Annotated in this window: 26 protein-coding genes and 6 pseudogenes; 14 read left to right on the top strand and 18 right to left on the bottom strand. The window is 68.5% G+C overall.

All coding sequences use genetic code 11. The annotated features are described in order from the left end of the window. Nucleotides 1-35 precede the first annotated feature (35 nt). From OG413_RS43110 to OG413_RS43120, 3 genes are read right to left on the bottom strand one after another with little or no spacing between them, the layout of a single operon-like run. Nucleotides 36-623, bottom strand: a complete 588-nt coding sequence (locus OG413_RS43110) for a hypothetical protein (RefSeq protein ID WP_266815388.1) — start codon at nucleotides 621-623, stop codon at nucleotides 36-38. A gap of 2 nt (nucleotides 624-625) precedes the next feature. After that, nucleotides 626-2,866 (bottom strand): DUF6571 family protein, encoded by a 2,241-nt coding sequence (locus tag OG413_RS43115; protein WP_266815390.1) that lies wholly within the window; start codon nucleotides 2,864-2,866, stop codon nucleotides 626-628. A 12-nt stretch (nucleotides 2,867-2,878) separates the two neighbouring features. Beyond that, nucleotides 2,879-3,430 carry a hypothetical protein gene (locus OG413_RS43120; RefSeq protein ID WP_266815392.1) on the bottom strand — a complete coding sequence of 184 codons (552 nt, stop codon included), beginning with the start codon at nucleotides 3,428-3,430 and terminating at the stop codon, nucleotides 2,879-2,881. 13 nt (nucleotides 3,431-3,443) lie between these two features. On the opposite strand from OG413_RS43120, the gene OG413_RS43125 reads away from it, so the two are divergent. Continuing rightward, entirely contained in the window at nucleotides 3,444-4,175 is a 732-nt protein-coding gene (locus tag OG413_RS43125) for an HAD hydrolase-like protein (RefSeq protein ID WP_323138037.1), read from the top strand. Here OG413_RS43125 and OG413_RS43130 read toward each other — a convergent pair. The 8 genes and pseudogenes from OG413_RS43130 to OG413_RS43170 all read right to left on the bottom strand — a co-directional run bounded on the left by OG413_RS43130 (nucleotide 4,078) and on the right by OG413_RS43170 (nucleotide 10,410). Beyond that, nucleotides 4,078-4,922, bottom strand: a pseudogene (locus OG413_RS43130) (serine hydrolase domain-containing protein). The gene OG413_RS43125 and the pseudogene OG413_RS43130 sit on opposite strands and share 98 nt — an antisense overlap. 17 nt (nucleotides 4,923-4,939) lie before the next feature. Further along, nucleotides 4,940-5,347, bottom strand: a complete 408-nt coding sequence (locus OG413_RS43140; RefSeq protein ID WP_266815396.1) for a thiol-disulfide oxidoreductase DCC family protein — start codon at nucleotides 5,345-5,347, stop codon at nucleotides 4,940-4,942. A gap of 56 nt (nucleotides 5,348-5,403) precedes the next feature. After that, a complete protein-coding gene (locus tag OG413_RS43145; RefSeq protein WP_266815398.1) occupies nucleotides 5,404-5,952 on the bottom strand; it encodes a hypothetical protein in 549 nt (182 codons plus the stop codon). 250 nt (nucleotides 5,953-6,202) lie between these two features. After that, nucleotides 6,203-6,580 (bottom strand): hypothetical protein, encoded by a 378-nt coding sequence (locus OG413_RS43150; RefSeq protein ID WP_266815400.1) that lies wholly within the window; start codon nucleotides 6,578-6,580, stop codon nucleotides 6,203-6,205. 73 nt (nucleotides 6,581-6,653) lie between these two features. Further along, entirely contained in the window at nucleotides 6,654-7,406 is a 753-nt protein-coding gene (locus tag OG413_RS43155; RefSeq protein ID WP_266805032.1) for a transposase family protein, read from the bottom strand. Nucleotides 7,407-8,058: 652 nt separating this feature from the next. Next, entirely contained in the window at nucleotides 8,059-8,493 is a 435-nt protein-coding gene (locus OG413_RS43160; RefSeq protein ID WP_266815402.1) for a hypothetical protein, read from the bottom strand. A gap of 471 nt (nucleotides 8,494-8,964) precedes the next feature. Further along, a complete protein-coding gene (locus OG413_RS43165; RefSeq protein ID WP_266815532.1) occupies nucleotides 8,965-9,339 on the bottom strand; it encodes a hypothetical protein in 375 nt (124 codons plus the stop codon). 351 nt (nucleotides 9,340-9,690) lie between these two features. Beyond that, nucleotides 9,691-10,410 carry a class I SAM-dependent methyltransferase gene (locus OG413_RS43170; RefSeq protein WP_266815404.1) on the bottom strand — a complete coding sequence of 240 codons (720 nt, stop codon included), beginning with the start codon at nucleotides 10,408-10,410 and terminating at the stop codon, nucleotides 9,691-9,693. Between the two features lie 449 nt (nucleotides 10,411-10,859). On the opposite strand from OG413_RS43170, the gene OG413_RS47070 reads away from it, so the two are divergent. The 4 genes and pseudogenes from OG413_RS47070 to OG413_RS43185 form a co-directional block, all read left to right on the top strand. Beyond that, complete coding sequence (locus OG413_RS47070; protein ID WP_323138038.1) at nucleotides 10,860-11,258, top strand: hypothetical protein; 399 nt, start codon at nucleotides 10,860-10,862, stop codon at nucleotides 11,256-11,258. Nucleotides 11,259-11,518: 260 nt separating this feature from the next. Continuing rightward, nucleotides 11,519-11,641, top strand: a complete 123-nt coding sequence (locus OG413_RS47075; protein WP_323138039.1) for a hypothetical protein — start codon at nucleotides 11,519-11,521, stop codon at nucleotides 11,639-11,641. A gap of 3 nt (nucleotides 11,642-11,644) precedes the next feature. Continuing rightward, nucleotides 11,645-12,204 (top strand): annotated as a pseudogene (locus OG413_RS43180) (XRE family transcriptional regulator). A 128-nt stretch (nucleotides 12,205-12,332) separates the two neighbouring features. Continuing rightward, nucleotides 12,333-12,539: pseudogene (locus OG413_RS43185) on the top strand (transposase); the annotation flags it as partial. 85 nt (nucleotides 12,540-12,624) lie between these two features. Here OG413_RS43185 and OG413_RS43190 read toward each other — a convergent pair. Both OG413_RS43190 and OG413_RS43195 read right to left on the bottom strand, forming a co-directional pair. Then, the gene (locus tag OG413_RS43190; protein ID WP_266815406.1) at nucleotides 12,625-13,701 is read right to left on the bottom strand and encodes a CU044_5270 family protein; all 1,077 of its coding nucleotides are present in this window, start codon (nucleotides 13,699-13,701) and stop codon (nucleotides 12,625-12,627) included. Then, the gene (locus tag OG413_RS43195) at nucleotides 13,698-14,366 is read right to left on the bottom strand and encodes an RNA polymerase sigma factor (RefSeq protein WP_266815408.1); all 669 of its coding nucleotides are present in this window, start codon (nucleotides 14,364-14,366) and stop codon (nucleotides 13,698-13,700) included. Before OG413_RS43195 ends, OG413_RS43190 begins: the two co-directional genes overlap by 4 nt. A gap of 530 nt (nucleotides 14,367-14,896) precedes the next feature. On the opposite strand from OG413_RS43195, the pseudogene OG413_RS43200 reads away from it, so the two are divergent. Next, nucleotides 14,897-15,442 (top strand): annotated as a pseudogene (locus OG413_RS43200) (zinc-binding dehydrogenase); the annotation flags it as partial. A gap of 456 nt (nucleotides 15,443-15,898) precedes the next feature. Then, a complete protein-coding gene (locus OG413_RS43205) occupies nucleotides 15,899-16,519 on the top strand; it encodes a hypothetical protein (protein ID WP_266815410.1) in 621 nt (206 codons plus the stop codon). Nucleotides 16,520-16,756: 237 nt separating this feature from the next. Here the strand turns inward: OG413_RS43205 and OG413_RS43210 are convergent, their stop codons facing one another. From OG413_RS43210 to OG413_RS43225, 4 genes and pseudogenes are all read right to left on the bottom strand, one after another. Further along, nucleotides 16,757-17,191, bottom strand: a complete 435-nt coding sequence (locus OG413_RS43210) for a protein kilB (RefSeq protein ID WP_266815412.1) — start codon at nucleotides 17,189-17,191, stop codon at nucleotides 16,757-16,759. After that, the gene (locus OG413_RS43215; protein ID WP_266815414.1) at nucleotides 17,188-17,358 is read right to left on the bottom strand and encodes a hypothetical protein; all 171 of its coding nucleotides are present in this window, start codon (nucleotides 17,356-17,358) and stop codon (nucleotides 17,188-17,190) included. The genes OG413_RS43210 and OG413_RS43215 overlap by 4 nt, the downstream gene beginning before the upstream one ends. A 221-nt stretch (nucleotides 17,359-17,579) precedes the next feature. Then, nucleotides 17,580-17,795, bottom strand: a pseudogene (locus OG413_RS43220) (transposase); the annotation flags it as partial. A 54-nt stretch (nucleotides 17,796-17,849) separates the two neighbouring features. Further along, entirely contained in the window at nucleotides 17,850-18,818 is a 969-nt protein-coding gene (locus tag OG413_RS43225; RefSeq protein WP_266815416.1) for a LysR family transcriptional regulator, read from the bottom strand. Nucleotides 18,819-18,910: 92 nt separating this feature from the next. On the opposite strand from OG413_RS43225, the gene OG413_RS43230 reads away from it, so the two are divergent. From OG413_RS43230 to OG413_RS43255, 6 genes and pseudogenes are all read left to right on the top strand, one after another. After that, nucleotides 18,911-19,756 (top strand): alpha/beta fold hydrolase, encoded by an 846-nt coding sequence (locus OG413_RS43230; protein ID WP_266815418.1) that lies wholly within the window; start codon nucleotides 18,911-18,913, stop codon nucleotides 19,754-19,756. Next, nucleotides 19,753-21,150, top strand: a complete 1,398-nt coding sequence (locus OG413_RS43235) for an MFS transporter (RefSeq protein ID WP_266815420.1) — start codon at nucleotides 19,753-19,755, stop codon at nucleotides 21,148-21,150. The genes OG413_RS43230 and OG413_RS43235 overlap by 4 nt, the downstream gene beginning before the upstream one ends. A 255-nt stretch (nucleotides 21,151-21,405) precedes the next feature. Next, nucleotides 21,406-21,501: pseudogene (locus tag OG413_RS43240) on the top strand (IS5/IS1182 family transposase); the annotation flags it as partial. 303 nt (nucleotides 21,502-21,804) lie between these two features. Then, the gene (locus OG413_RS43245) at nucleotides 21,805-22,605 is read left to right on the top strand and encodes an SUKH-3 domain-containing protein (RefSeq protein ID WP_266815422.1); all 801 of its coding nucleotides are present in this window, start codon (nucleotides 21,805-21,807) and stop codon (nucleotides 22,603-22,605) included. A gap of 314 nt (nucleotides 22,606-22,919) precedes the next feature. Beyond that, nucleotides 22,920-23,486 carry a hypothetical protein gene (locus OG413_RS43250; RefSeq protein ID WP_266815424.1) on the top strand — a complete coding sequence of 189 codons (567 nt, stop codon included), beginning with the start codon at nucleotides 22,920-22,922 and terminating at the stop codon, nucleotides 23,484-23,486. Nucleotides 23,487-24,292: 806 nt separating this feature from the next. Beyond that, entirely contained in the window at nucleotides 24,293-24,883 is a 591-nt protein-coding gene (locus OG413_RS43255; protein WP_266815426.1) for a restriction endonuclease, read from the top strand. An 86-nt stretch (nucleotides 24,884-24,969) separates the two neighbouring features. Here OG413_RS43255 and OG413_RS43260 read toward each other — a convergent pair whose 3' ends face one another. Continuing rightward, nucleotides 24,970-25,119 (bottom strand): hypothetical protein, encoded by a 150-nt coding sequence (locus tag OG413_RS43260; protein ID WP_266815428.1) that lies wholly within the window; start codon nucleotides 25,117-25,119, stop codon nucleotides 24,970-24,972. A gap of 139 nt (nucleotides 25,120-25,258) precedes the next feature. On the opposite strand from OG413_RS43260, the gene OG413_RS43265 reads away from it, so the two are divergent. After that, nucleotides 25,259-25,720 carry an Imm10 family immunity protein gene (locus OG413_RS43265; RefSeq protein ID WP_266815430.1) on the top strand — a complete coding sequence of 154 codons (462 nt, stop codon included), beginning with the start codon at nucleotides 25,259-25,261 and terminating at the stop codon, nucleotides 25,718-25,720. The last annotated feature ends 6 nt before the right edge of the window (nucleotides 25,721-25,726 follow it).

Below are 25,726 nucleotides of genomic sequence, written 5' to 3' on the forward strand. Positions count from 1 at the left end.
GAGCCGTGTCGACCAAGATCAATGTCAGGCGACGGTCAGGCGGCGCAGCCGTACTTCTTGGCGAGCTTGGTGGCGGCCTCCTGCACCACGGCCGCATTGTTGCGGATCGCGGGGGCGTCCCGGTCGACGAGGTCCTTCTCCTCCTCTTCCCCCTTTTTCGAGGGCGCCATGAGCGTCACCGTGATGTTCGGCGCCGTCGAGCCCATGCGGGCGGCACAGCCGGCGGGCAGGTTGGCCTCGGCCTTATCGGGAAGCGCCCAACCGGTGAAGCCGGGGCCGAGGGGGACAGAGTTCTTGGGCTTGTAGTGAGGGTCGTTCCGGTTGTCTTCGATGATCAGGGTGTAGACCCCTCGGGGGGAGTCGCTGTCCGCGTTGGCACGCAGCACCTGGCACCCCTTGAACACCGCGTAATCGGTGCTCTTGCTCTTTCTCTCCCACTCCTCCGTGGTGACCTCGCCCCCCTTGCCGTCGTCGATCAGTTCCGCCGTCTGCCGGCTGAGCGCCCCATGACACAGCGTCTGCGGTAGCGGCGGCTTCTCGTCGTCAGGCCAGAAGCTCGCCGTCACGACGCCCACCCCGACGGCGCCGAGCACGATGGTCAGCGGCAGCCACTTCCTGTCCATGTCTACGGCTGTCCCATCTTCTTCTGGGCGTCCTCGATACCCTGCTGGTACCAGTTCTCGGCAGTCGTCTGGAGACCGTCCTCGTACTCGCCCGGGCTCGCGTCCAGTTCCTCCGTCGTGATGCCCTTCTCGGTCGCCATCTTCCGCATCATGGCGTTCATCTGGTCCTCGCCGTTCTCGAAGTGGTTGACCATGTTCTTACGAGTTTCCTCGTCGACCTTGGCGTTGAGCTCGTTCATGTACCCGGCCGTGCCGGCGTCGACCGTGCGCTGGAGCGCGTCGCCGACGACGGGGATGGCCGTCAGGGGTGCGCCGATGGCGTGGTAGTTCATCCTCTGGTTCCAGGCGTTGGTGTCCTTCTCCGCCTGGCCGAGGTCATAGATGACGTCGCCGCGCACGCCGTCGAGGTGGCCGAGAACCGACGCCGACTGCTTGACCCAGGCGCGCATCTCGGGATCCTCCTTGCGGTACGAGTCCGGCGGAAAGCCGTTCAGTCCCTCGGCAATCACCACGCTCTGAGAGTGGTGCATGACACCGAACGCCTTGGGGTCCTCGGCGACGCCGCGCATGAGACGGGTGAGGTCGCCCCGCTCGATCGTGAGGTTGTTGAAGTCGGTCGGCCCGTCCATGTTCTTGCCGAGGATCTGGTGCACGTCCGAGGCGTAGTCCCCGATCATGTTGCCCATGCTCGTGCGCATGGCCAGGGGCACGGAGCTCTGGGTCCCGTAGGTCTGCTCGCCGGTGTACTCCTTGGCGATCCGCTCGAAGATCGCGGCCTGCGCGCCGTCGTGCTGGGCGGGGACGCCGTGCAGCGGACTGCCCGGCTCACGGCCGGTGGCCGCGGCCTCCAGGGCGGCGCCGAACTCGGTGCGGGCCGAGGTGCGCTGCGTCTCCTCGGGCATCCTGAACTCGACCTCGCCGCCCGGCCACTTGCGGTCCTCCAGGAAGTACTTGAGGTTGTCCGTGGTGTTCGGGTCGAAGTAGTGCGTGGAGGCGGAGGGGTTGCGGCTCATGGCGTTCATCAGACCCTTCACCGGGTCCTCCTGCGTGCCCTGCCAGTTCTTCATGACGCCGTCGTAGGCGTCGTCGCTGTCCGTCTCCCACTCGCGGATGGTGTCGCCGACCTCGTGCAGAAACGCCTCGCCGTAGACCGGGTCGCCCTTGTCCTTGTCGTACGGGGACGCGTTCTTGTCGTTCGGGTCGTACGCCTTGTCGCCGGCGTCGGCGGCCATCAGGTCCGTGAGGTCCTTCAGGGTCGCGGCGCCGCCCCCAATGGCGCCGGGGTGGCGCGTGGGCAGGCCGTTGCCGTCGCGGGCCGTGGTGATGAGCTTGTCGGTCCAGGCCGAGGTGACACCGCCGGGGGAACCTATCGAGGAGTCGGGTCCGGTGGCGGTGGCAAGGGAGCCGGACAGGGCCTTGTAGAGGCGGGCGTCGGCGGCGGAGAGCTGGCCCTCGCGGCCGCCGTGCTCCAGATTTCCGGCGAGCAGCAGCACGGCCTCCTGCTGGTCGCGGCCGTTGTAGCTGAGGTTGGTCATCAGCTGCTCGGCGAAGGCCGGCGAGTCCTTGCCGCCCTCGGCCAGCTTGAGCAGCCGCTCGCGCTCCTTGTCGTCGAGGTGCTCCCAGCGGGCGTACAGCTTGGCGGCCTCGCGGCCGTTCTCGGCCTGCTGCTTCTCCTCCTCGCGCATCTTCTTCGCGTCGGCGACGCCGCCGAGGTCGGTGCTGCCGAAGTCGTTGGGGTGGTTCTTGATCAGCGCGCGCAGACCCCAGGCACACAGCTCGTCGGCCTCGTTGGCCCGCTGCAGGATGCCTTCGATCTTGCCGCGCAGCGCCTCGAACTGTGCTTCGGTGGCAATCGGTTCGGTGCTGTCCTTCGACCGGCGGTCGGGGTGGACACGGTGGCTGAGCACGCCGTTCGGGTAGATGGTGATGCCCGGCGGAGGGTTTTCGTACGTGGCCTTGAGGTCGTCATGGGCGGTCTTGAACAGAGTGTAGGCGTCCTGGAGAAGGTCACGCACGGATTCCGCCTCGGTGACGGCATCACCGAACTCCTTGGCCGTCTTCGCGACGAACTCCTTCGTCACGGAGGCGTTCTCACCCCGCCAGGTGGACTTGTCGGCCTTGCTCTTCATGGCCGACGCATCGGTCTTGAGCTGCGTCAGCCTGGCGATCATCTCGGTCCACTGAGTGACCACGGTGTCCATCGGACCCAGCTTGGCATTCAGGAGCTGCTCGAACGTGGGCATGGCTGGGGCTCCTTACCGGAAGAACTCGCTGATCTTGGACGCGGAAACGGCACCCTCGCTGCCCGGCGCAACGGGTCCGATGATGCGCAGCTGCGCTCCGACCCACTCGTCATTGGCCTTGCTGGACTTCTTCGTGTAGTCGAGGTGGTTGGAGATGTGTGCGCATGCCTGGAGGAGGGTCTTCACCTGCGTCTCCCAAGTTTTGTTCACTTCCGAGAGCGCGGCACCGGTGTCGAAGCCGTCACCCTTCAGGCTGCTCCCGGCACTCTCGCTCGCCGCGCTTGCGTGCTTGCCTGCGGGCTCCAGGCCGTTGAAGAGCCCGTAAGCGGCATGGCCGATCCCGCCGAGGTCGTCGTCTTCGACCACGTAGTCGGCCGAGCCCGGCGTCGGCGCCGAACCGCTCCTACTGCCGGCTTGGTTCAATCTCATGGTCACGGCTGCCTTGTCCGCGGCCCACTCTTCTTCGAACGACATTGTCAGCACCCCCCGTGTTGCTGGTCGTAAACCTGCCCCGTCGGCCACGCTGCCCCTCTGGGTAACGAACGGATACAGGTGATCGATCATACGTACGGGTTCCGTGCGATCGAGTGCCGCCCGGGGCTGGCCAGGTCGCAAGGCTTCCGGCGTTCAGTCGCGAACTGCCCAGACGGGTCAACGCGTCTGGTTTGGATGCCGCGCCATGCCCGGCGCCGCATCCGCCCTCGCGGCCCTGGCCGACATGGACGGCGTCGTGCAGAGCGTGGTCACCGGCAACATCCGGGCCGTCGCGGAGATCAAGCTCCAGATGTTCGGGCTCGACACCCACATTCAGTTCGCCTACGGCGGGTACGGCGAGGACCACGACGACCGGGCAGAACTGGTCCACACCGCAATCGCAGGCACCCGCAACGCCGCGGACACCGCCTTCGCCCAGGCCGACATCCTGCTCATCGGAGACACTCCGGCCGACGTAGCCGCAGGCCGCGCAGCAGGCGTACCCGTCATGGCCGTAACGACTGGACGTACTCCCGCCGCAGACCTTGCCGATGCCGGTGCCACCGCCACAGTCCGCGATTTGTGGGACCATTCCCGCTGCGCAACCTGCTCCGCTGAAAACGCTCACGGACTTCTGAGTGGGATCAGGTACAGGTTTCGTGAGGACGACCAACGAGGTTGGGCCTCTGCGAAGAAAGCGGCGGCTTCTGGGGACAGCCGTGACCGCCTACGCTTGCTCAGACTTCGTCGGATGGTTCGGTCACCGCGTCCTTCAGAACCCGGGCAGCCATCTCCTCCGTCGGGAGCGGCTTTCCGGAGAGCCGGTGGGCCATGACCCAGGTGCCGTCCGTCATGGCGCCCGCGAAAACAGAAGCGCCCCGGGTGGCGCCGTCGTGCCAGCGCAGTCGGCCGGTCGTCTGCCAGGAGGGTGCAGGGTCGCCCAGGCGGCGTTCGACGAGCAGTCTGGTGACGAGGTGGGCGGTGTCGCGTGGGGTGGCCCACAGTCCTCCGGAGGGCAGGATCGCGCCGTTCATGGTCCAGGGGGGCAGGGTTCGTCCCAGGAATCCACGCCCGGACAGCCGGCTGTCCGGCGGTGGTTTCGATGTGATCGCGGTGAGGTCCAGGGGCGCGAGCACGTGCTCGCGCAGCAGTTCCTCGTACGGCGCTCGCGCTGCCGAGGCGAGGGCGGCGCCCAGGAGGCGTAGCCCAGGTTGGAGTACTCCTCTTCCCTGCCCGGGCTGCCATTGGTGAAGGAGTCGAGGCTCCGTACCACTGAGTCCAGGGCTCCGGCGTCGAAGTCGGCGTAGGGGTCGAATCTGCGCAGCCGAGGCGGGACCCGAGGGAGGGCCGCAGTGTGCTCCGCGAGGTGCCGCAGGGTGATGCCGGTCCCGGCCGGGGCGGGGAGGAACTGCTCGAGTGGGTCGTCCAGTCGGAGGATTCCGGTGGAGGCAAGTTGGACGAGCAGGGTTCCGGTCAGTGGCTTGGTGAGCGAGCCGATCTGGACGAAACGGTCAAGGTCGTGGCCGTGGCTGACCTTGGGCGCGTGGGAGCTGCTGAGTATGCAGAAGGGTACGTGGGGCATGGGGGGTGCTCGTGCTTTCAGTGGTGGGGACGGGGCACTGCGCAGGCTGCTGTGCCGCCCGGCATCCGCTGCCGGTTGCCGGCCACCCAGCGGTAGACCAGGTTCGCTGCCAGGCGGATCAGGGGAAGCTGCAGGAACCGCCCGACACTCCGGTACGTGCGGACCGTGGAGGTTCCGAGGAGACCGGCCAGGGCCGGGGCCCCGCCATCGCGTACCCGGTCCCCGTCGAAGAGCAGGACCTCCCGGTCCAGGCGCTCCAGATGGGGCTCGGTGAGCTCCGGCGGAAGGGTCTGCCAGGCAACGGCCTCCATTCGCGGGCTGGCCCGCCGCTGAATCTGCCGGACAGCGGCCTGGCAGAAGCCGCAGTCGCCGTCGAAGGCGAGGACAACACGTCTTCCCGCGTCACCAGTCACTGAGCTGTTCATGAGTGCTCTCCATCGCTGAGTGTGCCGTCCCCGGGTGCGGAAGGTGTCCGTGGACCTCACATGAGGGGTGCTGTCCAGTCCTCGAGAACGGCTTCCCGCTCACGTGAGTGCAGGACGGCGGACGGCTGGTTCTCCTGCCACCACTGCGTCAGCAGGGACGGCGAGGCGCTGCCCCGCACGAAGTGGGAGAGCAGACCGAGGGAGAGATCGACCTCCCGCTGCGTGTATGCGGTGGCCGCGCCGGAGAAGACCGGCGTCTCAACACGCTGGTCCAGGGCGCACACCACTGCGGTCATCATCGACGGGCCGCCCGGCCCCCAGGCGTTCAGAGCTGCGGCGACGACGGTCGTGACCCGGGTCGCCCACCGGGCCGCGGTTGACCGGACCGGAACATCCAGGACCTGGAGATCCGTCACATCGGCCCAGGGCCAGGCCTGTTGATGAGCACCTTCCCCGACCGAAAGCCTGGTCGGGGAGAGGAAGACGCCAGGATCCTCCTCAACCGGAGGCGCACCCAGGCACACCCTGTCCCGCTCTATCCAGAACAGGCCGATCATGCATCCTTGCCGGTCGGGTCCGTCGTCCTGGGGCGATGGCACTGCCATTTTCCAGCTCCGTTCCTCGGTCCAGACATGGGCGCCACCGGCCGGCCACCTGCGGGATCACCAGCCGGGAGACACCGGACGCCGGTGGTCCTCTTCGACGGCAGAAACCGCTGCCCGGCCGCAGTGAACCCACGTTCCGTACAACACTTTTGACCGACACTAAGCATCCCTCATGGGCGCATAACCTCATTCTGGCCATGCAGGAGGTGTGGGTGCCGACCGAAGCGGGGCCGAGCGGCAAGACGGTCGGCTATCCCGCTTTCCCGGAGCCGACAGGCTCACGGGAGGCCTCTTCTCCCCGAACAGGCTTCCCCCCGGCCACGTCCCCTTCGGGTGTGGCTTCGGCTGAAGTCCCTTCGAACCTGCGGGAGCGGGCCTTCTGGAACCGTCCGACGCCGAAGGCGACGGCCTGGTCCAGCCCTCTGCTCAGGAAGACCAGATCGCAGGCCACCATGGTCAGGGCGAAGCCGGTCAGGCCCATGAGCAAGCCGATCCCGAGGTGGAATCCGATGGACATGACCGCAGCCCACGGCCGTAGGGCGGGCACCAGAATTCCCAGAGGGAAGTAGACGAGAAAGAGCACGGTCACATAGGTCCCCGAGAAGACCAGGAAATCGTTCTCGTACACAAAGTGTGACAGTGCGGGGAAGGTAAACTCCGGAACTCTGAGGACATAGAAGAGTGAGCCTTTTCCATCTTGATCAGGTGGCGAGTTCGAGGGCGACGACGGCTCGGACGGCGGCGGTGATCCGGGTGGTGCTGCAGCGAAGTTTCCGCAGGAGCCGCCAGGACTTGAGGATGGCCATGGCGCGTTCGCCGAGGCTGCGGATCTTGGCGTGATCGCGGTTGTGACGTCGGCGCCAGCCGCGCAGGTGCTTGCCACGGATCGGGACACGGATCGCAGGGCCGGCACCCTGATACGCCTTGTCGGCCCAGCACTTGATGTCGTCTGCGGCGAGGGCGGCGGGAATGCCGTGGACCCGCGCCGCGGTCAGGTCGTGTGTGGCTCCCGGCAGTGCGTCCGAAGCCCAGATCAGGCGTCCGGCGGGATCGGCGAGGACTTGCACGTTCATCCCGTGATGCTTCTTCTTCCCCGAGTAGTACGGCCGGTCGGCGGCGATGCGGTCGATCGGCAGTACGGTGCCGTCAAGGATCACGTACGCCTTCTTGCGGACGGTCGTCATGGCCTGTTCCAGCGTGGGCGCGAGAGCGGCCAGGAGGTCGACGGCCTCGCGTATGTAGCGGTAGGCCGTGGCGATCCCGATGCGGAAGCCTGCGGCGAGACGGGCGTAGGTGTCGCCGCAGCGTAGGTGGGCCAGGACGAGCATGGCCTGTCGGCCGCAGGTCAGGCGCCGCCAGCGTGAACCGATCCGACGGCGGTGACCTGCGAGAAGACCGGAGAGATGCCGCAGAGTGCGGCTGGACAGATCGATGCCGGACGGGTAGACAAGCACGCGAAGGCTCCTGGCGGACTGGTGATCTTGGTCGTGAACCCGTTTACCAGGAGCTTTCTTCATGCCCGCCGCCGGGGCTGCCGGCCCAACCACCCGTCAGGTTGGAAGGGGTTCAGTAGCCACAATTCCTTCAGACATCGAGTGATCATCGAGCGTAGTACTGTCCGGAGGCGATATGGCGTGGTCACAGGAACGTCGCCGGATAAATGCGAAGATTGAATCACGGACGCTTCACAGAAAATCTTGATTCCTGCGCGAGAAGCAAGCCGAATAGAACACGCTCCGGTGCGCCGCCTTACGCCCGATAGGTAGTAAAATTAGCTTTTTGTCTGACCCTGGGGATGCTCCAGGCATGCGTTGCCTTACCCGCTCAACTCGCCCTTGACGCCTACAAGGTGGGGAGGGTGGCAGCCAGGCTCCTTACGGGCGAACGCGCGTCGCCGCGGTACACAGGCCCCTGCTGAGTCGCGACCGAGACCATCGCATTCCGGAACTCGAGGTCCCGGTCACTCATAGCGGGCATCACGGCGTCGACGGCATCGATATCACGTCGTCGGCAGCCGCTTCTTGCCTGCTCGCCTTGGCCAGACCTTCAAACACTGGAGCAGATGAGGCCCGCGCGTACACCGCACTTGAGCATCCGGGAGAGCCGTCAGACCTCTGGGATGAAGGACAACAGCTCGATACCCATCGCAGCGACGCCCCCACGTACGGAACGGTCGAACTGCTTGATCTCAGCCACGAGAACATCCCAGGCAACGGGAGAGGTCCAGAAGTCGGGCGTGAAGTCGGAGCCAATCCGCCAGCCTCCGTCGGAACCCACGATGCGGATCAGTCCCGCATCCGTTCGCATCGAGTCGAGCTCGCAACTCTGTTGGCCGGCGGCCGCGCTCTGGAGCCAGAGCGCCAGTTGGTACGCGAGCTCGGCCACGGGGAACGCCTCCTGGGACCACACCACCCTCCCCTCTTCCCAGGTGGACAGCTCTGCCTCGATGTCAAGGAGAAGCACCTCCAGGGGAGCCTCGTGCGGGGCGAGACCGCGCCGCGGCAGATCCGACAGTCCAAAGTTCCGGCAGGCGAACCGCACCGCTCGGCCTCCATGAAATCCGAGGCCCACTACACGTCCAGTCCACCCAAATGCGGACAACCTTACCAAGTCATGCCAGGCACCCCACTCGGCGCACCATTGCGGGACAGCACTTAGGCTAGTTTGCCCCGGATCGGCAGGTGGCAGGCCGGGCACTCGTGTGCCCACCGGTCCCCGGCCAGGAGGTCGGCCGGGGTGAGCGGGTGCGGGCTGTCGGCGGCGCGGCTCACTCGCGGACTGCGTCCGCGAACTGGGCTTCCAGGTCGGCGCGGCCCTCGGGGTCTTCGTCCCCGTTCCGGGCGTGGTCGTCGGCGACTGGGGAAGAGTCGGTGTTCCAACCCTCGACTCGGAAGCTAAATGATCAATTCCAAGGGATGCCTGCGGAGGGTGCGGGGTGGCGGTGGCCGAAACCACCGCGAAACAGGCAGACGGCGGGCTGCTGGCCCTGATTGTCGGGGTGGCAGCGGGCGGTCAGGCGTCAGGGTCGACTTCGGGGTGCGTGAACCGCACGGGCTTGCCCAGCGACCGGGCGTAGGCAATTTCGGCTTGGGTGCTGTCTCCGATGTAGTCGCCGACTACGAGCACCTCATCAGCGAGCCGGATCTTCGCCTGGTGCAGACCGTCGAGTCGAACCTTCAGCGCCTCGGCCTCGACCGGATCGGACCAAAGTTCGTGCGGCGACTTCATGTCAATGCCCGGTTTGACGACAATCTTTCCGGCTTTGGTCTCCCGCAGATCGGCCTCGTTCATCTCGGTCATGAAGCGGGTGGAGCCGCAGATCACGACGATATGCGGGAGGCTCAACAGCTTCTTCGCGTCGGCGAGCTTCTCCTCGGGGGTGAGCAGTTGCGGGTATGACGCTGGTTCCTCCTGGTGGTTCGGTCCAGGGGGTGCCTGCGGAGACGAGAACGAGGGTGCCCAAGATCGGTCCTCGAAGTCGCGGGGGCTAGTCGGTGGATTGAACAACTTCGAGGTATTCAGCCCAGCTGTTTTGGGCGTACTGAGCTCAGGCGTAGGCGGTGTTGGGGTGGGTGCCGGTCCCAACGCTCTCCACCGGGAACCTTCGCGCGGGCCGCCGGACATATGGACATTCCACGCAACAGGCGATCACCGCCGGCATCGCCCACGCGCCGAGGTGCACCCCGTGCCACAGAACACAGTTCTCGCGTCAAGGGGATCCACCGTACAGAATCCGGGTCAGGGGCGGCCGGCGACGAACCAGCGGGCGGGGAGCCCGACCGGTGAGCCGTCCGGGCGGGTCTCGCTCATGGCGAGGGCAGTGGCGCCCTCGCCGAGGACGGTGAGCCCCGCTGCCCGCAGCAGGGCGGCGACTTCGCCCTCAGCGACTTCGCCGGGGCGCAGGTCGTGTTCCTTGACACGGCGCAGTTTGAGGGAAGGGCCGCCGGGCTGAGCGGCGACGGCGGCGATGACCGCCTTGGCCTGACCGGTCGGCTCCAGGATCAGGGCCCTACCGTGCGCGCCGACCAGCTGGGCGACGGCGGCGGCCACCGCGGGGCGGTCCTCGGGGTCGCTCTGGTGCAGTACGGCCCGCATGTAGACGTTGGTGTCGCCGAGGCGCTCGTGCAGCGCGCCGGTCTGCATCGGGTCGGCGAGGTTGAGCTGCTCGTACGTCGCGGCTCCGCTCGGATCGGTCCGGCGGGCGTGGGCGATGGCGGCGGCGGAGAGGTCGACGCCGACGGCGAGGGTGAAACGGGTGGCGAGAAAACGGGTCTGGGTGCCGTTGCCGCACCCGAGGTCGGCGACCGGCAGGCAGTAGTCGGCGTACGGGGTGAGGTGCTCGACGTCGCGCCGCGCTGCCAGGGCCGGATCCGCGTCCCAGAAAGGTTCGCCCTGCTCGCCGGAGCTCTGCTCCCAGAAGCCTTCCCACGCGGTGCGGTAGCGGTCGGATACGGTCATGGAGCTCCTCGCGGTGCGCGGGCGGATCGGTCTGCGGGAGCACGGTGTCCCTGCTGGCTACCCGGCAGACGCCTCACCCAGTTTCCGAGCCGTCGGGGAAGGATGTCCCGTCCCGGGCGCCGAGGGCGACCACGGCCGACAGCCTGGGATGCCCAGCCACCAGGCAGCCGCCCCAGTGTGCCGCCCTCGTCCGCACGCCGGGCCACCGCCTGCGCCCTTACGAGTACCTTAGTCGCTGAACCACCGTCAGCGCGGTTTGCCGACGCCGAGGTTCATGTTGAAGAGCAGGCCGACCGCCGAGCAGGTCGGCCCGTCCGGGCAGGAGGCGGCTGCGCCGGCCGGCATCGAGAATCACGTGTGCGAGCCGGGGCCTGAAGGACAACCCGGCCTCCGACGCCTCGCTGCCCGGCTCGTGGCTGGTCGAACTCTCCCACGTCGACCTCGCCCACGTGTTCGGGCGCACCGTCGACCTCGCCCGGCTCCCGAGCCCGTTCACCCCGAAGGGAGACCGCCCGACCGGCCAGGCCTGGTACGCCACCCCCACCGTCCAGTACACGGTGGAGCTCGGCTTCGACGTCGCACCGATCGAGGCGCACGTCCGCACCCAGACCGGCCGCTACCTGCACCCCTGGTACAAGCGGCTGCGCGACGCCTACATCGCGACCATGGCCGACCTCGGCGTCACCACTGACCTCGGCGGCCAGGACTTCCTGGACGCGATGGCCCGCTCCAGGCAGGTCGACCCGACCATGAGCCTGCTGACGACCGCGATCAAGGCGACGGCGAAGGGCGGCATCGGCAAGCTGCGCCAGCGCAGCCGGGGCCAGGTGCCTTACTACGAGAAGTGATCGGCGCTCAAGCGGGAGACATGGCGTCCCGACATCCGGGGCGCCGTGCTGGCGAACCAGCGGATCGGCCTGCACCGCAAGATGCTGAGGACGGCGGCCGCCGCCAACCTGTACCCGGTTTCCATCGGCACCGACGCGATCGTCTACCCCCTCGCCCGGCCCGTCCCCGCTGGACATCCTCCCGCACACCGCCGACGGGAAACCGCCGACGGGAAACCGGAGCCGGGCGGGGCACGTTCCGGCTCGGGGTCTCGCCGGGGATGGTCAAGCACCAGGGCACCCAGACCGTCCTGTGGGCGGAACAGCAATTCGAGGATCGCGGCGGCGTGTTCAGCATCGCCAACCTCATCAAGACCGATCAGAGCCCCGGAGAAGGGGAGTAACCAATGGTCGACTCGCTCGGGGAGAGCCTGGACCGCGCGCTGGAGGGGGCGTTCACCCGCCGCATCCCGCAGAGCGCCCAGGCGCAGATGAACTACCTCGTCAAGCAGTTCAAGGGGCACCGAGGCCGCCGCCCAGGCCCTCGGGATCTCCCAGCGCACGGTGGAGCGGTACGTCTCGGGCAAGCTCAAGCGGCCCCGCAAGGAGCCACGCTCCCGCCTGGAGAGTGAGGCCAAGAAGAGGTGGCAGCCGCAGATCCGCGCGAAGGCGCGGAAGAAGGCGGCGTCCACGGACGGCCTGGTCGTCTCCACCCGTGCCCGGTTCGGGTTCACCGCGGAATCGGGCACGACCGACGACGCCCGGATCCGTGACATCACCCAGGCGCTGCCCCCCCGCCTTCGCGGACCAGCTGTTCAGCGCACGGGAGCAGGGCGCCACCGAGCAGCAGCTCCGGCAGATCGCGGCCGACGGTCTCGCGAAGATGTACTTCCGCGCCAACAACAGCCGCGCACAAGGGCTGGGAGCGGAGTTCACCGATGTGGAGCGGCTCGACATCGAGCTGTAGGCCAGGCTCATGCACGAGCGCCGCGTCCCCGGCATTGCAGCTGCCGGGGACGCGGCGTTCCGCATCCTACGGAAGGCCAGTCACCGGTCAGCTTGCCCGCGTGGCACGGCGACGTGCCCACCAGGACGGTCCGTCAACGTTGGGCGGTCGAGCCGACCTACGGCTGGCTGATGCTCCACCGCCGCCTGGCCCGTGACTACGAAACCCTGCCCACCCGCTCCGAAGCCGTGATCCACATTGCCATGACCGATCTCATGGCCCGCCGACTCACCAGCGAGAACACCATCTCCTGGCGCGACCCGAAGAAAACCACAGAACAGGCTTTCACGGAATAAAACACCGGACGAGAACGACCCCTGAGAGGGCGGTTGCGGCCGGTGCCGGGGCGTGTAGCCACGCCCCGGCAGCTCCCTGTCGGGATCAGGTCGTCGTCGACGGCTCCTCGCGGAGGGCGTCGACCACCGCGCGCTCCAAGACCGCCGACACGTGGATCAGGGTGCCCATCTTGCCCATGGAGGTGTCCCTGATGAGGTAGCTCCGTTCGCCCAGGTACTCCAGGGTGGTCGAGTCGAAGATCCAGGCGGTGCGTTCACCGGTCCGGGTGTTGTCGCGGGCCACGCCGATCCCGTGCCGGCCGGCCGCGTCCGCCGCGTCGGAGTCCTCGGTCACGCCGGGGATCTTCGCTGCGGCCTTGTAGAGGGCGGCCGCGGTCCTCGGTGGCATCACCGTCTCCCGCAGCAGTTCACCGATGGTGTCGAAGGCGTCCTGGGCCTGGTCCCGGTCCTTGGCCGGGGTGTCGCGCGAGTCCTGGTCCCGGGTGATCTCTGTGGCGAGCCGCCGGAGCAGGGCGTCGGGGTCGGTGGGCAGCGAGGCCAGCCACGTGTATGTCGGCCGGTTGAGGCCCGCCGGGTAGCCGACGGCGGGCTGGCCGTCCGGGACCCCGACCTTGATCGGGAAGTACGAGCCGTCCTCGTGGATCAGGCCGACATCGATTACCGGTCCTGCCTTCTGTGACATCCAGACCTCACGCTCGCGAGGTTCGGTCAGTTTCGCCGGGCCACCGAAATCGGCGTCGTTCTCAGTCTGCAGTGTCTTGACGTACACGAACTGGTGGCCGGTGACCGTCTGTTCACCGCTCTTCTCGGCGACCGAGGCGATCCGGTCGAGCAGCACGGCCGCGCCACGAGGGGCCGTGGCCTGGGAACCCGTGCCCGCGGCGGACGGTGCCGGAGCGCGGTCCTGGCCGGTCATGGCGAGCGTGGTCAGCAGCACTCCGCCCAATGCCAGCCCGGCGGCGGGCAGCAGGACGGCAGGGCGCAGGAGGCGGGGGCGGGGGCCGGCGGTGACGCGGTCGCCGTCCTGGTCGATCAGACGCATCAGGGTGTCCTTGTGGTGGAGATGACGGCCCAGGGGCAGGTCCCGTTCGGCCGGGGCCGGTAGCAGGCGGGCCAGTTCCTCGCGTTCGGCCCGCTCGGAGCCGGAGGTACGGTCATTCATCGGGCTTCCTCCTGGATGGGCAGGGCCACGAACGCGGCCCTGCTCTCTACCTCTCCGCGGTCGGGGCGGGGTTCCCGGCCGGATCGGACCGCTTCTCCCAGTCGCGCTTCCCGCGCGGACCCGTCCGGTGTCCGGCCGAGTTCCCCATCGGTGAGCCGGCGCAGCCGGGTACGGGCACGGGACAGCCGCGACCGCACGGTGCCCACCGGGATGCCCAGGGCCTCGGCGGCCTCGGCGTAGTCCAGCCCGGACCAAACGCAGAGGACCAGCACCTCGCGTTCCTGGCGGCGGAGTCCGCCCAGTGCCTGCCGGACCGCGGCGAGCCGCCGTGTGTCGTCGACGCGTCCGACCGTGACATCCGCGATGTCCGCCACCGGTTCCGGGGCGGGGTGGCGGGCCAGGAAGGCCAGGCGCCGCCCTATACCGCGGTTGGCGTTGCGTGCTTTGTTAGTAGCGATCCCGAGCAGCCACGGACGCAGTGAGTCGCCTTCCGGCTCGACGGCGTGACGAGTACGCCAGGCCGCCAGGAAGGTCTCGGACAACACCTCCTCGGCCGTCGACCAGTCGCCCGACAGCCGATAGGCGTGGTTGTAGACCGCCCGCGCGTATTCCTCGTAGAGCGCGGCGAACGCCTCGCGGTCGCCCGCCCTGATCCGTGCGCGCATGCGCTCCCGATCTCCCTGTTCATCACATCTCACATCACCTACCTCTCCGGTCGAGCCGAAAGGTTCCGGTGACCCGCGCCACACCGCGGAGCCAACTGCGGGGCCGCTGATACCGGACAGCCCGCGCAGCCAACGCCCGATGATGACGCAACTTTCCCGCTGTCGCTCCACGGCTGAGGCCGGCCGGGGACCGGGAGAAGATACTTGCGGCAGCGCGGCAACCCGGGGCTTGAGGAACATCCATGTCAGATCGTGTGCTAAAAGGACGTTCCGTTTTTCAACCGGAACGTCCTCTAAGAAGGCGATCATGACGTGGCTGTCCGGGTCGCGTGTTCACTGATGCCTCTGGAAGACCGGTCGCCGAGTGAAATCCGAGGTCAGCAGCTGGCTCCGACGGCAGGATCGAGGCCATGTCGATGGATCCGCTGCTGTTCAGAGCCCGTGGGTTGTCCGGGGTCGCTGTGAGGTCTTCGGACAGCCGAGTTCCTTGGGCCCGTATTGGGCGACTGCCCCTCCTGTATGCAAGGCCCAGTAGCGGTCTCCGTCTCGCCGGACAGGCCGCCCGCCTCCACGGGGCCTGGCGGGTCATCGGCAGCGCCGGCTCGCAGCGCAAGGCGGACGTCCTGCGCGAGGAAATCGGCTTCGACGCCGTGGTCCTCCGCGGCGCGGGATCAATCGAGGAGCAACTCCGCGCCGCCGCTCCGGAGGGCGTCGACGCGGTGATCGACAACGTCGGCGGCGAGCAGTTACAGGCGTCGTCCATCGCCGTCGCCGACCGAGGCGCCCGCATCGCTCTCGTCGGGGCGGTGGACGCCCAGCTCGCGGCCTCCGGCTCCCCGACGACGGCCATCGACGCCTTCCCCCTGCTGACCCGGGGCATCACCTTGCGCGGTACCGTCCTGCATGCGCATCACCTCGGCCTGATCCCCGAGTGGTACCGCCAGTTCGGCACCGGGCTGCGCGACGGCACGCTGACCTTCCCGTACTCCAGGCTGCACGGTCTCGACAGCGCCCCCAGCGCTCTGCGCGAACTGGTCGAAGGCAACCACGTGGGAGCGGTCCTGGTGGAGCTATGAGGTTCCGGCTTCTCGGAGGCGGCCGGGCCGTGCCGCGTACCGCGCAGTATCGAAGTCGGCAAGCAAGAGCGGCGAGAGTTCCAGGCGCGACTCGTGGATCACATGCCTGCCACGGCAGGCTGGCAGTTCCGTCGTTGAGAACGCGCTCGGCGGGTCCGGTGGGGCTGGTCTGGTCGGCGGGGGGTGTGGCATCTGACCGACCGGCAGGCGGCCACCAGCGTTGCGCGGTTACGCCGTTCATGGGCCTGCCGTTGCTGGCCCGGGACGCGCTCGGCAGTCCGCCGCTTGAGGATGCAGGAGTACCTAAGAAATATACTTAAAGCCATTCTTTGGGCAACTAGTTCATTTACGGCCATTGGATCATTTCGTGGAGCGCTGCGCGGCCCGTTCCGGCCTACGTTGACTGTGTGCCGACCGGAGAGTATCTCCGGCCGCGCAAATCGAGAGGTCGCCCTCATGCGCTTCACGCGTACTCCTGCTGTTCCCCGGATCCTCCTGGTTGCCGCGATCGCCGTCCTCAGCCTCACGGCACCCACCCTCGCGTCGGCGGCCCCCCGTGCCGACGCGAACAGTATCCGGACCCAGACCGGCTTCGGCGTCCTCGGCTTCCCTGGCGCCAACGGCATCAACGGAGCAGGGACCAACGGCGGCACCGGCGGCCTGGGCGGCACCGGTGGCGCTGCCGGAGCCAATGGCAACGGCGGCAACGGCGGCAACGGCGGTAACGCCACCCTCGGTGGCACCGGCGGCCTGGGCGGCACTGGCGGTGCCGGGGGTGCCAATGGCAACGGCGGCGCCGGGGGCACCGGCGGCAACGCCACCCTCGGTGGCACCGGCGGCAAGGGCGGCGTGGGCGGTGTAGGCAACGCCGGAGTCGGCATCGCCGGCGGCAAGGGCGGCAACGGCGGCGCCTCCACGGCCGGCGGTGGCCACACGGGCGGTACCGGCGGCGCTGGCGGCGCCGCCAGCCCGGTGTGTCCCGGCCAGCCCGGCGGTAACGGCACCAATGCCACATCCACCGCAGACGGCATCGCCGGCGCAACAGGCGCTGCCGGCAAGACAACCCTCCCCTGCTGAACGGTAAACAGCTCGCTGCTCGGCGGACCCACATTCAACCCAACCGGACCCCAAGCGGCCGACGAGACCGCTGGATGGCACCGCAGTACCTCGCGCACCAAACCGCGCGACGTTACGCACCGAAGCGACCCCCGGCACCTTCCCGGCCGGGGGTCGCTTCGGTGTCCACGGCGACTATTGACGGTGGGTCCGTCAATGGCACCGACCGGTAGGGCCGGTGTCGCTGACGGTCGGTGGTCACGCGGCGAGGATGGTCCCGGCTGTTGCGACGAATGTGTCGGTGGTGCGGATCGCATGCTCGTGGGCTGCTTGGAGGATGGTGTTGTCGGGCGCGTGCCGCAACGCGTAGGTGGCGGTGGTGGCGGTCTGTGCTGCGGAGGCGAGGGCGGGTGCCAGGATCGACAGCCGCAGGAGCGGTGCGGTGATCGCGGCCCGGGTGATGTGTGAGGTGGCCCGTGCCGTGGTCCAGTGCTCGCCGCGCAGCCGCAGGTCCTCCCGCAGCCACATCGCGCGACGGTGGTCGGCGAGCGCGGCCACGGCATCCGGGGCCTCGGTGCGACGGGTGGCGGCCTCGGTGGCGGCGCGCTGGGATAGCTGGGTCAGGTGCGCGAGCGTGCCGGTCAGGATCGCCCCGGCGAGCGTGCCGAGAACGGCGATGATCGCGGCGCTCATGCCAGGGCTCCGATCGCGGCGACGGTCAGTAGGGCGAGTGCGGCGAGGATGACGTCAACCGGGCGGGCCAGGGGCCGGTATTTGGTGACCGCGACGGTCGAGAGCGTCTTGATGCGGGTGAGGCGCGTCTCCTCGCGAAGCGCGGTACGCAGCGTGTCCTTGTCCATCTGCGCCTAGACAGGGAATCCCTCGCGCACCGTGCGGCGGCTGCCGCCGAGGTTGGGCCGCACGACCAGGAAGCAGGATGACGGCGGCGGCTACGAGGGTCGCGACGGCGGCCGAGCCGATGACCTTGCTGGGCAGTGGCAGGTTTTTGTCGGCGATGCTGGCCAGTCCGGCGAGGACGGCGCCGTCGAATGCCAGTAAGAGGCTTGCCTTACTGATCGTTTCAGAATGAAGTTCGGAGTCCTCCCAAGCAGATGATGCTGCGGGCGAGTTGGAGCAGATCGAGATGGAGGTCGGCGCGTATCTCGTAGCGGATCCGGAGGCGTTTGAACCGGTGCAGCCAGGCGAAGGTCCGCTCGACGACCCAGCGGGTCTTGCCCAGGCCGGAGCCGTGCGGGGTGCCGCGACGGGCGATCTTCGGTGTGATCCCGCGAGCTCGGTGCCGGAGCACAGGGACGGGGTGAACTTCTTCCACTCGTCCGGCGAGGCGAAGTCAGGTGGGGGGCGAGTCGCGGTCGCGTTCTTCTTGTGGTCCGAGTGGGCCGAGCCGGTGGTCGAGCGCGGCACCGACCTCGGAGCAGTTCGTGCGGATGACGTCGAGGAAGGCGTTCAGTGCCGGGGAACGGTCCCGGGCGCTGAAGGACAGGACCAGATCGGGCAGAGGCGTGCGCGGGGTGACCTCGCAGAACCACGTGCCCCGTCGTGGGGCCGTCAGCATGCGAGACGGTCCCAGACCGACGCCCACTCCGCAGGCGGCGAGGCCGATGATGGTGTGGATGTCCCTCGCGACGGTCGCGCCGGAGAGCCCCGGGGAGTCCTTGCCCAGGAGGGTCCGCAGCCCGGTGGCGACGGCGGGCTCGTCCTCCTCCGGCGCAACGATCAGCGGCTGTCGCCGCAGCTGGTCCACGTCCACCGACGACTGACCCGCGTACGGATGCGTGCTGCTCACGACCGCGACCAGGTGGTCGTGTCCGATCGGGACCGATACCAGCTGCTCGGCCCCGACGCCCCGGGGCCGGCCGAGGCCGATCGTCACGTCCAGTTCGCCGGCGACCAGCGCGGCCGTGCTGCGGTTGGTCGCCATCTCGTGCAGTTCCAACCGCACGTCGGGCCGTTCACGGCCGAACCGGCCAAGGACGTCCGGCAGGGGTTCGAGCAGTGCCGAGGCGATGAAACCCAGGCGCAGCCGTCCCGTCTCGCCGCGTGCTGCCCTGGCCGCGTCGACCGGGGCCGCCGCGATCTCGTCGAGCGCCCTGCGCGCCCGGGAGAGGAAGGCCGCGCCCGCAGCCGTCGGGAACACCCCTTGGCGGGTGCGATCGAACAAGCGGGTGCCCACTTCCCGTTCGAGGTCGGCGATCTGCTTGGACAGCGGAGGCTGCGCGATGCCCAGCGCACCGGCCGCCCGGCCGAAGTGTTCGTGCTCCGCGAGGGCCAGTGCGTACCTCAGGTGCCGCGCCTCCATGTCAGCCTCCCAGCCATATCTCACATGTATCGTCGGCCAGCTTGTCAGATCTTTCACTGGATGATCGGGATCGGGTCGCGTGGAATGCGGTCATGACTGATTCTTCCTCCCCAGGTACTGTCTTCGTCTTCGTGCACGGGGCCTGGCACGGCTCCGGGCAGTGGGCGGCGACGCAGCGCGCGCTCGCCGGAGCCGGTGCCGCGAGCATGGCCGTCGACCTGCCGGGACACGGCTTCGACGCGCCATTGCCCAGCGGATACCTCCAGCCGGGCCAGCCGGGCCTGCTGACCGAGAAGTCCGCGCTCGCCACCGTGACGATGGACGACTGCGCCGCAGCCGTGCTGGACACGCTGCGCCAGGCCCGCCACCACCGTCGTGTCGTGCTCGTCGCGCACAGCGTGGGCGGCGGCCCCGCGTCACTGGCTGCCGAGCGCGCACCCGAACTCGTCAACGAGATCGTCTACCTCTCGGCCTTCGTGCCCGCCGGACGGCCTCGGTTCTTCGACTATCTCGGCTCGCCCGAGTACGCCACGGTACGGGGCCAGAGCCTCAACCTCGGCGACCCCGGGGAACTGGGCGCCGTGCGGATCAACCCGCTCTCGCAGGACCCCGCCTACGTCGAGGAACTGCGGCAGACCCACTACCACGACACGCCCCTGGACCGCTTCGACCGCTGGCGCTCGGCACTGAGCCCCGATCTGCCGCTGGCGATCCCCACCACCCCGGTCGTCGTGACTCCGCAACGGTGGGGGCGCGTCCCACGGACCTTCCTGCGCTGCGCCGACGATCGGGCGCTGCCGATGGCCGTGCAGGATCTGATGATCGCGGAAGCCGACCGGGCCATGCCCGGCAACCCGTTCACCGTGCGCACCCTTTTGGGCAGCCACAGCCCGTTCGCCGCCCGGCCCCGTGAGCTCGCCGCGGCTCTGCTGCCGTGAGCGGCGGACGCCTCGTGCTGCCGGTGGTGCTCAGCGCTACGTTCGTGCAACTGCTCAACGTCACTGTCGCCCAGGTGGCTGCGCCGGCGATCCAGGCCGGCCTGGGCGCCGGTCCGGGCGCTGTGCAACTGGTCCTCGCCGGATACACCCTGACGTTCGCGTGCCTGCTCATCCCCGCCGCACGGCTGGGCGACCGGTACGGCTACCGCCGGCTGTTCGTGGCGGGCACGGTGGTCTTCACCGCGGGCTCGGTGGCCGGCGCGTGTGCCCCCGACGCCGCATCGCTGATCGCGGCCCGGCTGGTGCAGGGCGCGGGCAGCGGCCTGGTCGCCCCCCAGGTCCTGTCGCTCATCCAGGCCGCCACCCCGGCGACACGCCGGCCGCGTGCCTTCGGCCTGTACGGCGCCACCATGGCCGTCGCGTCACTGGCCGGGCCGCTGATCGGCGGCCTCGTCCTCAGCGCCGACCTCTTCGGCCTCGGCTGGCGGCCGGTGATGCTCCTCACCGTGCCGGTGGGGCTCGCCTCGCTGGCCGGAGCGTCCGCTCTGCCCCGCACCCGCGGGGCGGAGGGACTCCGCGTCGACAAGCTGGGTGCGCTGCTGGTCACCGTGGGAGCAGGCGCGCTGGTCATGCCCCTGGCGCTGGGGCGAGAAGCGGGCTGGCCCTGGTGGACGTGGGCCGGTTTCTCCGTGGCTGTGGCCGCCCTCGGCTACTTCGTCCGGAGCCTCCCGTACCGGCCTGACCCGCTGATCCATCCAGCGGTGCTGCGTGACCGGTCGGCGCGGAGGGGCACACTGCTGGTGTTCGTGTTCAACACGGGCGTGCCCTCCTTCACCTACGTGCTCTTCCTCCACCTCCAGTCCGCCGTCGGGTACTCGGCCCTGGCGGCCGCGCTGACGTCGGCACCGTTCGCCGCTGCCGCCGCCGTCGGCAGCGGAGCCGCGCCCGTTCTCACCCGCCGGCACGGGCCGACGGTGCTCACCGTCACGTCCCTGGTGCTGGCCGGGATGTGCCTGGCGCTGGCCCCCCTCGTCGGTTCGGCGGCGGGACGCCAGGCGGCACTGCCCGTGCTGGCCGTCGGCGGAGCCGCGTTCGGCGCCTTCACCGCATCGGTGTTCACCCTGGTCCTGGCCGAGGTGCACGGCCCCGCCGCCGGTTCGGTCTCCGGACTGCTGCCCACAGCACAGCAGCTCGGCGGATCCATCGGGGTGACCGCGGCCGGATTCGCCTACTACGCCCCCGCCGCCGATGCGGACACCGCGTTCCGGCACGCCATGCTCTACCAGGTCGCCGCCTTCACGATCACCGCGCTGATCAGCCTTCGGCTCCGCGACCGGCCTGGCACCGAGCCCGTGCACGGCCACAGCAGTCAGAGCGGAAAGGCACCTATGTGAGGCGCGCAGCTGACTGCGACGACGGCGTCTTCCTGCCTTCCTCAGTCGAAAGGGCAAGCGGCGAGTGACTTCAAAAGCCATCGCGATTGATCATGCCGAGATGGGCACACTGAGCGTTTTCAGCGTGGCCACTGATCGGGTGACGGAGGCGGCGTGAGCGAGGTGTCCGCAACGCACATGGCTCCCGTGCCGTTGAGGGAGGTGTTCGAAGTGCCAACCCATCGGCGCAGGAGGCATGTTGGTCCCCTATCCGTACTGCCGGGCCGCACCCACGACCTGACCTCGGCTCGGACCCATCGGATCGTCCGAATCTGTGAACGACAGGGCGTGGCCGTCCTCGCCGACCGCGCCTCCGCGGATCCAGTCGCCCTCGGGCAGGGTCTCGATGCTCATGCGGCTCGCCCCCACATGCTGGTGCCCGGGTGCCCGGAGCGGCGGCCGTTGACGGTCGGCACCGCGACGTGCGCGGCGGTGGCGATGACCGCATGGCCGGAGTGCTTCCCGTCGTACAGGGCCGCGTTTCTTTCGCCAGTTCGAGTTGCTACTGCCCTTCGTCGGGCGGGGCTGACCTGCTGACATGTCTGGCATCGAGACAACAGCACTGTTGCAGGCGCATAACCCCGTTGCGCTGATTCCGCTGCGATGATGGCCCTCATGGTCAGCGTCGAAGAATGGATCCAGGCCCGGAGAGGCTTGCGATTGGGACAGAGGCTTTCGGGGACGGTAATCGCGGTCCCGAATCCGGGCGCGACGGGGATCTTCATTGACATCGGCCTTCCGGTTGGAGGGTTCGTCGACGTGCTGCTGCTTCCGGCAGCCGCGGAGCGCTGGCCGGCAGTAGGGACCGTGGCGGAGTTCGAGGTCTGGTGGGCCGATGCGCGGCCGCAGGTGCGACTCAAGCCCGTAGAGCGCCAGTTCCTGCGCGACGACTTCGACGAGTGGCTGGCCCAGTGGCGGCCGGGCTGGCCTGAGAACGTGCCCGTGGACCAGGCGTGGGTTGAAGCGGATGTGGCGACTCGGCGGGATGCCGGCGAGGTCGAGGAAACGCTGCGTGCGGCCGGATGGAAGCCGGGGCGACGCGTCCCGATTCAGCAATGGCGCGAGATGCTGGAGGCAACTGGGCTGGTCCGGATGCATGAGGCCGCCGAACGCTTCTTGACCGAGTTCGGAGGCTTGGACGTGCAGATCAGCGGGCCAGGCATCACCTGCGCAAGGACGCCCTTCAACTTTGATCCCGAACTCGCGGTGGGCGAGGAGGATCGATTCGCAGACTGGAGCTCGACGGTTGGGCGGGACATCTTCCCCATCGGTGAGCTCGACGAGGGCCGGTTTTTCCTCGGTATCGACGAGACCAGCGAGGTCTACCTGATCGAGACCTGGGTAGCGGCGTTCGGCCCGGTCCGGGAAGCGCTGGAGAAGCTCGTCCTGGGCATATCCCCACGGCGCATCGGTTGAGGTAAGTCGCCGTCGCATGTCGCGCAACGGCAGTGTTGCTCTGAACCAGGGTCTTCCGGTGCTTGTCTGGGCGTGTGCTGCGGCTGCCGCGGCATGGCTCGGACCTTGGCCGCGTCAGCGTCTCGGCCTGAGAGGGCAGCGTTCTCCAGGGACAGCAGGTTCAAGGTGGTCGCGTAGAGCTGAAGACGCGCTTCCAAGATCCTGCAGTGGGCCTGCAGCTCCTTGTGCTTCTTCTTCAGCTCCTCGAAGGCGTCCGAGGAATGGACGTTCGAGGTCCTTTTCGTCTCTAGCTCGGCGGCCTTGGTCTGAAAGAGTTGTCGGAGATCGGCGTGCTGGTGAGTCAGATGCCAGCGCTTGACGTTTGCTTCGATGGCCAACTGAGAGACGTTAAGTCGTCCGTTCGTCCGGCGGTCGAGTTCGCGCCGCTCGCGTTCGTGGCGGATGGGTGGCGCCAGTGGATCAGCGACGACGTCGGCGAGCTCAGCGGCTCGCTGCCGGACGTAGGCGATGTCGCGATCGGTCCGGGCGATGTTCGGGCATTGCGGGCGGCAGTCGTCCGTATCGGGGGTGACCTGGGGGTCATCGGCTGTTCCGCGGAGCTGACATGCTGCTGTGGCGGGGTTGAGGACGCAGGTCATTCCTTCGCCGTGGTAGATCTGCAGCAGTGGATTGCCGAGCAGGTCGCGGGCATGGCGCTCTTTGGTGAGCACGCGGCCGACGAATTCGCGGTTGGCGGCCGTGATGCGGTGCCGGTACGTGTCGGCGGCGGGGCCGCTGAGGTGTTCACCGTTGGTGAGGGCTTGTTCGTCGTCGCCAAGGCACTCGATGCGGTAGAGAGCCAGTCCTCGAACGCGTACTCATCGGGGAAGCCGGACTCGTAGCTCCCCGCGTAACCCTGAAGCATTTGCGTGTGGGCATGGCCGTACTGAATCGATGCGGCGACCAGCCCTCTCGGACGGCGCCGGATGAACCACGCGAGAGTACGCCGGAAGCGGCTGGCTTTGAGTCTGTCGCGGCCGTCCTCGGGGATTTGATCGCTGCGACCGAGTTGGTGGCACTCGTCGTTGACCCAGGCCACGAAGGCTGCCAGGTCACCGGTGATCGACTGGTCTCGTCGCGCGTTGCCCAGGCGCTTTTCGCCCTGTGGGCGCCGGTAAGGTTCGATTCTGGTGGGAAACAGCCGGGACCGCTTTCGGTCGTCCTGATCCTTTTCAGTCGTTGATCCTCTTTGGCTCACGCTGTGTCAGTGGCCGGTGTCACGATGTAGGGCTGTCAGCGAAGCGCTTCGAGGGGACACCGCTGTGCCATGGATCGGGGACTACACCCGGGCGGACGGAACAAATGTCAGGGGTCATTCCCGGTGGGCGGCAGGCGCGCGTAGAGAAATGGCGATCGTGGCGGTCGTCGGGATCGTGATCGTCGGCGCAGGCAACGGGGCGCACCCCAAGGGCCCGGAGGGCAAGCCGCGGCCGCGCCCCACGTCCGGGGTCTACCCGGTGCAATTCCCTGGCTGGGAGAGGAAGCCGTTACCGCGGCCCACGGCGTCCTATCCGGTCCGGTTCCCCTCCCCCCGGAGCGGGCGGTGACGGCCCGTCGGTCGCCTGTCCGGCGTCCCCGGAGGCGTCGCCCGAGCAGGCGTCAGCGGCGGCAGGCCGACCAGCTGCTCGGCCTGGCAGCCGGGGGTGTCGTGGGCATCGCTCTGCTGTCGGTCGTGGTGACCTGGCTGGCGGCGAACCCGCTGGTGCTGATCATGCTGGTTGCCGCCGCGGTGGTAGGGGCGGCGCTGTGGGCGCACCGCCGCAGGCAGCGCCTGTTGTGGGAGCGGACCCGGCAGCAGGGCTTGCGATACGGCCTGCCACAGCTGGATGCGCTGGGCCACCGGGACTTCGAGTACGCGGTGCGTGACCTGATGCGGCGGGACGGGTGCGGCGACGCCCGGCAGATCGGCGGCGCCGGGGACAATGGGGCGGACGTGCTGGCTACCGATCCGATGGGCCGCGCCTGGGTCATCCAGTGCAAGCACCGGCGCGATGGGGACCGGGGGTCGGCAGTCGGTACCCCGGACCTGCAGCGGGTCAACGGGACGGCGCGTCAGCTCTACGGGGCCGATGTCGTCCTGGTGGTCACCAACGGCCGGTTCTCGACGCGCTGCGCGCCATTGGCCGAGCAGCTGCAGATGCACCTGGTCGACCGGCGGACCCTGGCTGTCTGGGCGAGCAGCGGCCGGCCTCTCTGGGAACTCCTCCCGAGGGTTCCCGGCCCCCGCAGAGGGCGGTAGCTGGTCATTCGGCCTGTCGGCCGGCGTCGCGGAGGGCCCGCAGCCAGCTCCAATGGCTGCGGGCCCTCCGCTGTCCCGTGGGCGGGTCAGATGCCGATGCCGTCCAGGCTGAAGTCGATGTCGCGGTGGACCAGGTCGACGGTCAGCCGACGGGCGGTGAACGCCTCGGCGGCGTCGGCCAGTCCGTAGGCGCCGGCCTCCTCGACGTTCCCGGTGGTGACTGCGCGCAGTGCCATCGCCGTGGCCGCTGCCCGGTGGCGTCCACCGGTCCTCTCGCCTATTGCGAGCTGTTGCTTCCGATGTCAATCAGTCGCGGTTCACCTGGCCCCGCATCCTGAGTCCTGCCTCAGCTGAACGCCCTGATAGAACCCCGTCATGACATACCGGTTCACTGCTCGTGTCGCCACAACAGAGATCGACCCTGACGGCTACTTCACCGAGGCTGCTCTCGCCGAGGGGGAGGACGGAAGCGGATTCATCTTGATGTTCATGGCGGGCGAGAATGACCCAGATGATCAGGAGGTCGCCTTGGGCATGGACACACACTGCCTGGTCACAGCCGGACAGGGGACCGCGTACGGCTGTGTGCGCGAAGCCGTTCTAAAGGGCAACGTCCTCCGCGTCTCGCTCAACCCTGAAGCGCTGGATGACCTGCGGCTGAGCGACAGCGAGATCGAAGCCGTCATTGAAGCCCCGGCCGAGGACGTCGTCCTGTTCCGCGAAGTCCTCGCCCAGGTACTCGCCCATGGACGTGCGGACGCTATGCCGATTCGTGTAGCCGTCCGAGCGGTCACCGGGGTCCGGTGGGGCGCGGGACTACGTGGAGAAATTGCGTGACCGTTC

The sequence above is a fragment of the Streptomyces sp. NBC_01433 genome, assembly GCF_026340105.1.
Classification (GTDB): domain Bacteria; phylum Actinomycetota; class Actinomycetes; order Streptomycetales; family Streptomycetaceae; genus Streptomyces.

What these genes read in the sequence shown, in the direction of transcription:
- OG413_RS43110 (WP_266815388.1), bottom strand. Translation starts at nt 623, where the DNA reads ATGGACAGGAAGTGGCTGCCGCTGACCATCGTGCTCGGCGCCGTCGGG.
- OG413_RS43115 (WP_266815390.1), bottom strand. Translation starts at nt 2,866, where the DNA reads ATGCCCACGTTCGAGCAGCTCCTGAATGCCAAGCTGGGTCCGATGGAC.
- OG413_RS43120 (WP_266815392.1), bottom strand. Translation starts at nt 3,430, where the DNA reads ATGATCGATCACCTGTATCCGTTCGTTACCCAGAGGGGCAGCGTGGCC.
- OG413_RS43140 (WP_266815396.1), bottom strand. Translation starts at nt 5,347, where the DNA reads ATGAACAGCTCAGTGACTGGTGACGCGGGAAGACGTGTTGTCCTCGCC.
- OG413_RS43145 (WP_266815398.1), bottom strand. Translation starts at nt 5,952, where the DNA reads ATGGCAGTGCCATCGCCCCAGGACGACGGACCCGACCGGCAAGGATGC.
- OG413_RS43170 (WP_266815404.1), bottom strand. Translation starts at nt 10,410, where the DNA reads ATGACCGTATCCGACCGCTACCGCACCGCGTGGGAAGGCTTCTGGGAG.
- OG413_RS47075 (WP_323138039.1), top strand. Translation starts at nt 11,519, where the DNA reads ATGGTCAAGCACCAGGGCACCCAGACCGTCCTGTGGGCGGAACAGCAA.
- OG413_RS43190 (WP_266815406.1), bottom strand. Translation starts at nt 13,701, where the DNA reads ATGAATGACCGTACCTCCGGCTCCGAGCGGGCCGAACGCGAGGAACTG.
- OG413_RS43195 (WP_266815408.1), bottom strand. Translation starts at nt 14,366, where the DNA reads ATGCGCGCACGGATCAGGGCGGGCGACCGCGAGGCGTTCGCCGCGCTC.
- OG413_RS43205 (WP_266815410.1), top strand. Translation starts at nt 15,899, where the DNA reads ATGCGCTTCACGCGTACTCCTGCTGTTCCCCGGATCCTCCTGGTTGCC.
- OG413_RS43210 (WP_266815412.1), bottom strand. Translation starts at nt 17,191, where the DNA reads ATGAGCGCCGCGATCATCGCCGTTCTCGGCACGCTCGCCGGGGCGATC.
- OG413_RS43215 (WP_266815414.1), bottom strand. Translation starts at nt 17,358, where the DNA reads ATGGACAAGGACACGCTGCGTACCGCGCTTCGCGAGGAGACGCGCCTC.
- OG413_RS43225 (WP_266815416.1), bottom strand. Translation starts at nt 18,818, where the DNA reads ATGGAGGCGCGGCACCTGAGGTACGCACTGGCCCTCGCGGAGCACGAA.
- OG413_RS43230 (WP_266815418.1), top strand. Translation starts at nt 18,911, where the DNA reads ATGACTGATTCTTCCTCCCCAGGTACTGTCTTCGTCTTCGTGCACGGG.
- OG413_RS43245 (WP_266815422.1), top strand. Translation starts at nt 21,805, where the DNA reads ATGGTCAGCGTCGAAGAATGGATCCAGGCCCGGAGAGGCTTGCGATTG.
- OG413_RS43260 (WP_266815428.1), bottom strand. Translation starts at nt 25,119, where the DNA reads ATGGCACTGCGCGCAGTCACCACCGGGAACGTCGAGGAGGCCGGCGCC.
- OG413_RS43265 (WP_266815430.1), top strand. Translation starts at nt 25,259, where the DNA reads ATGACATACCGGTTCACTGCTCGTGTCGCCACAACAGAGATCGACCCT.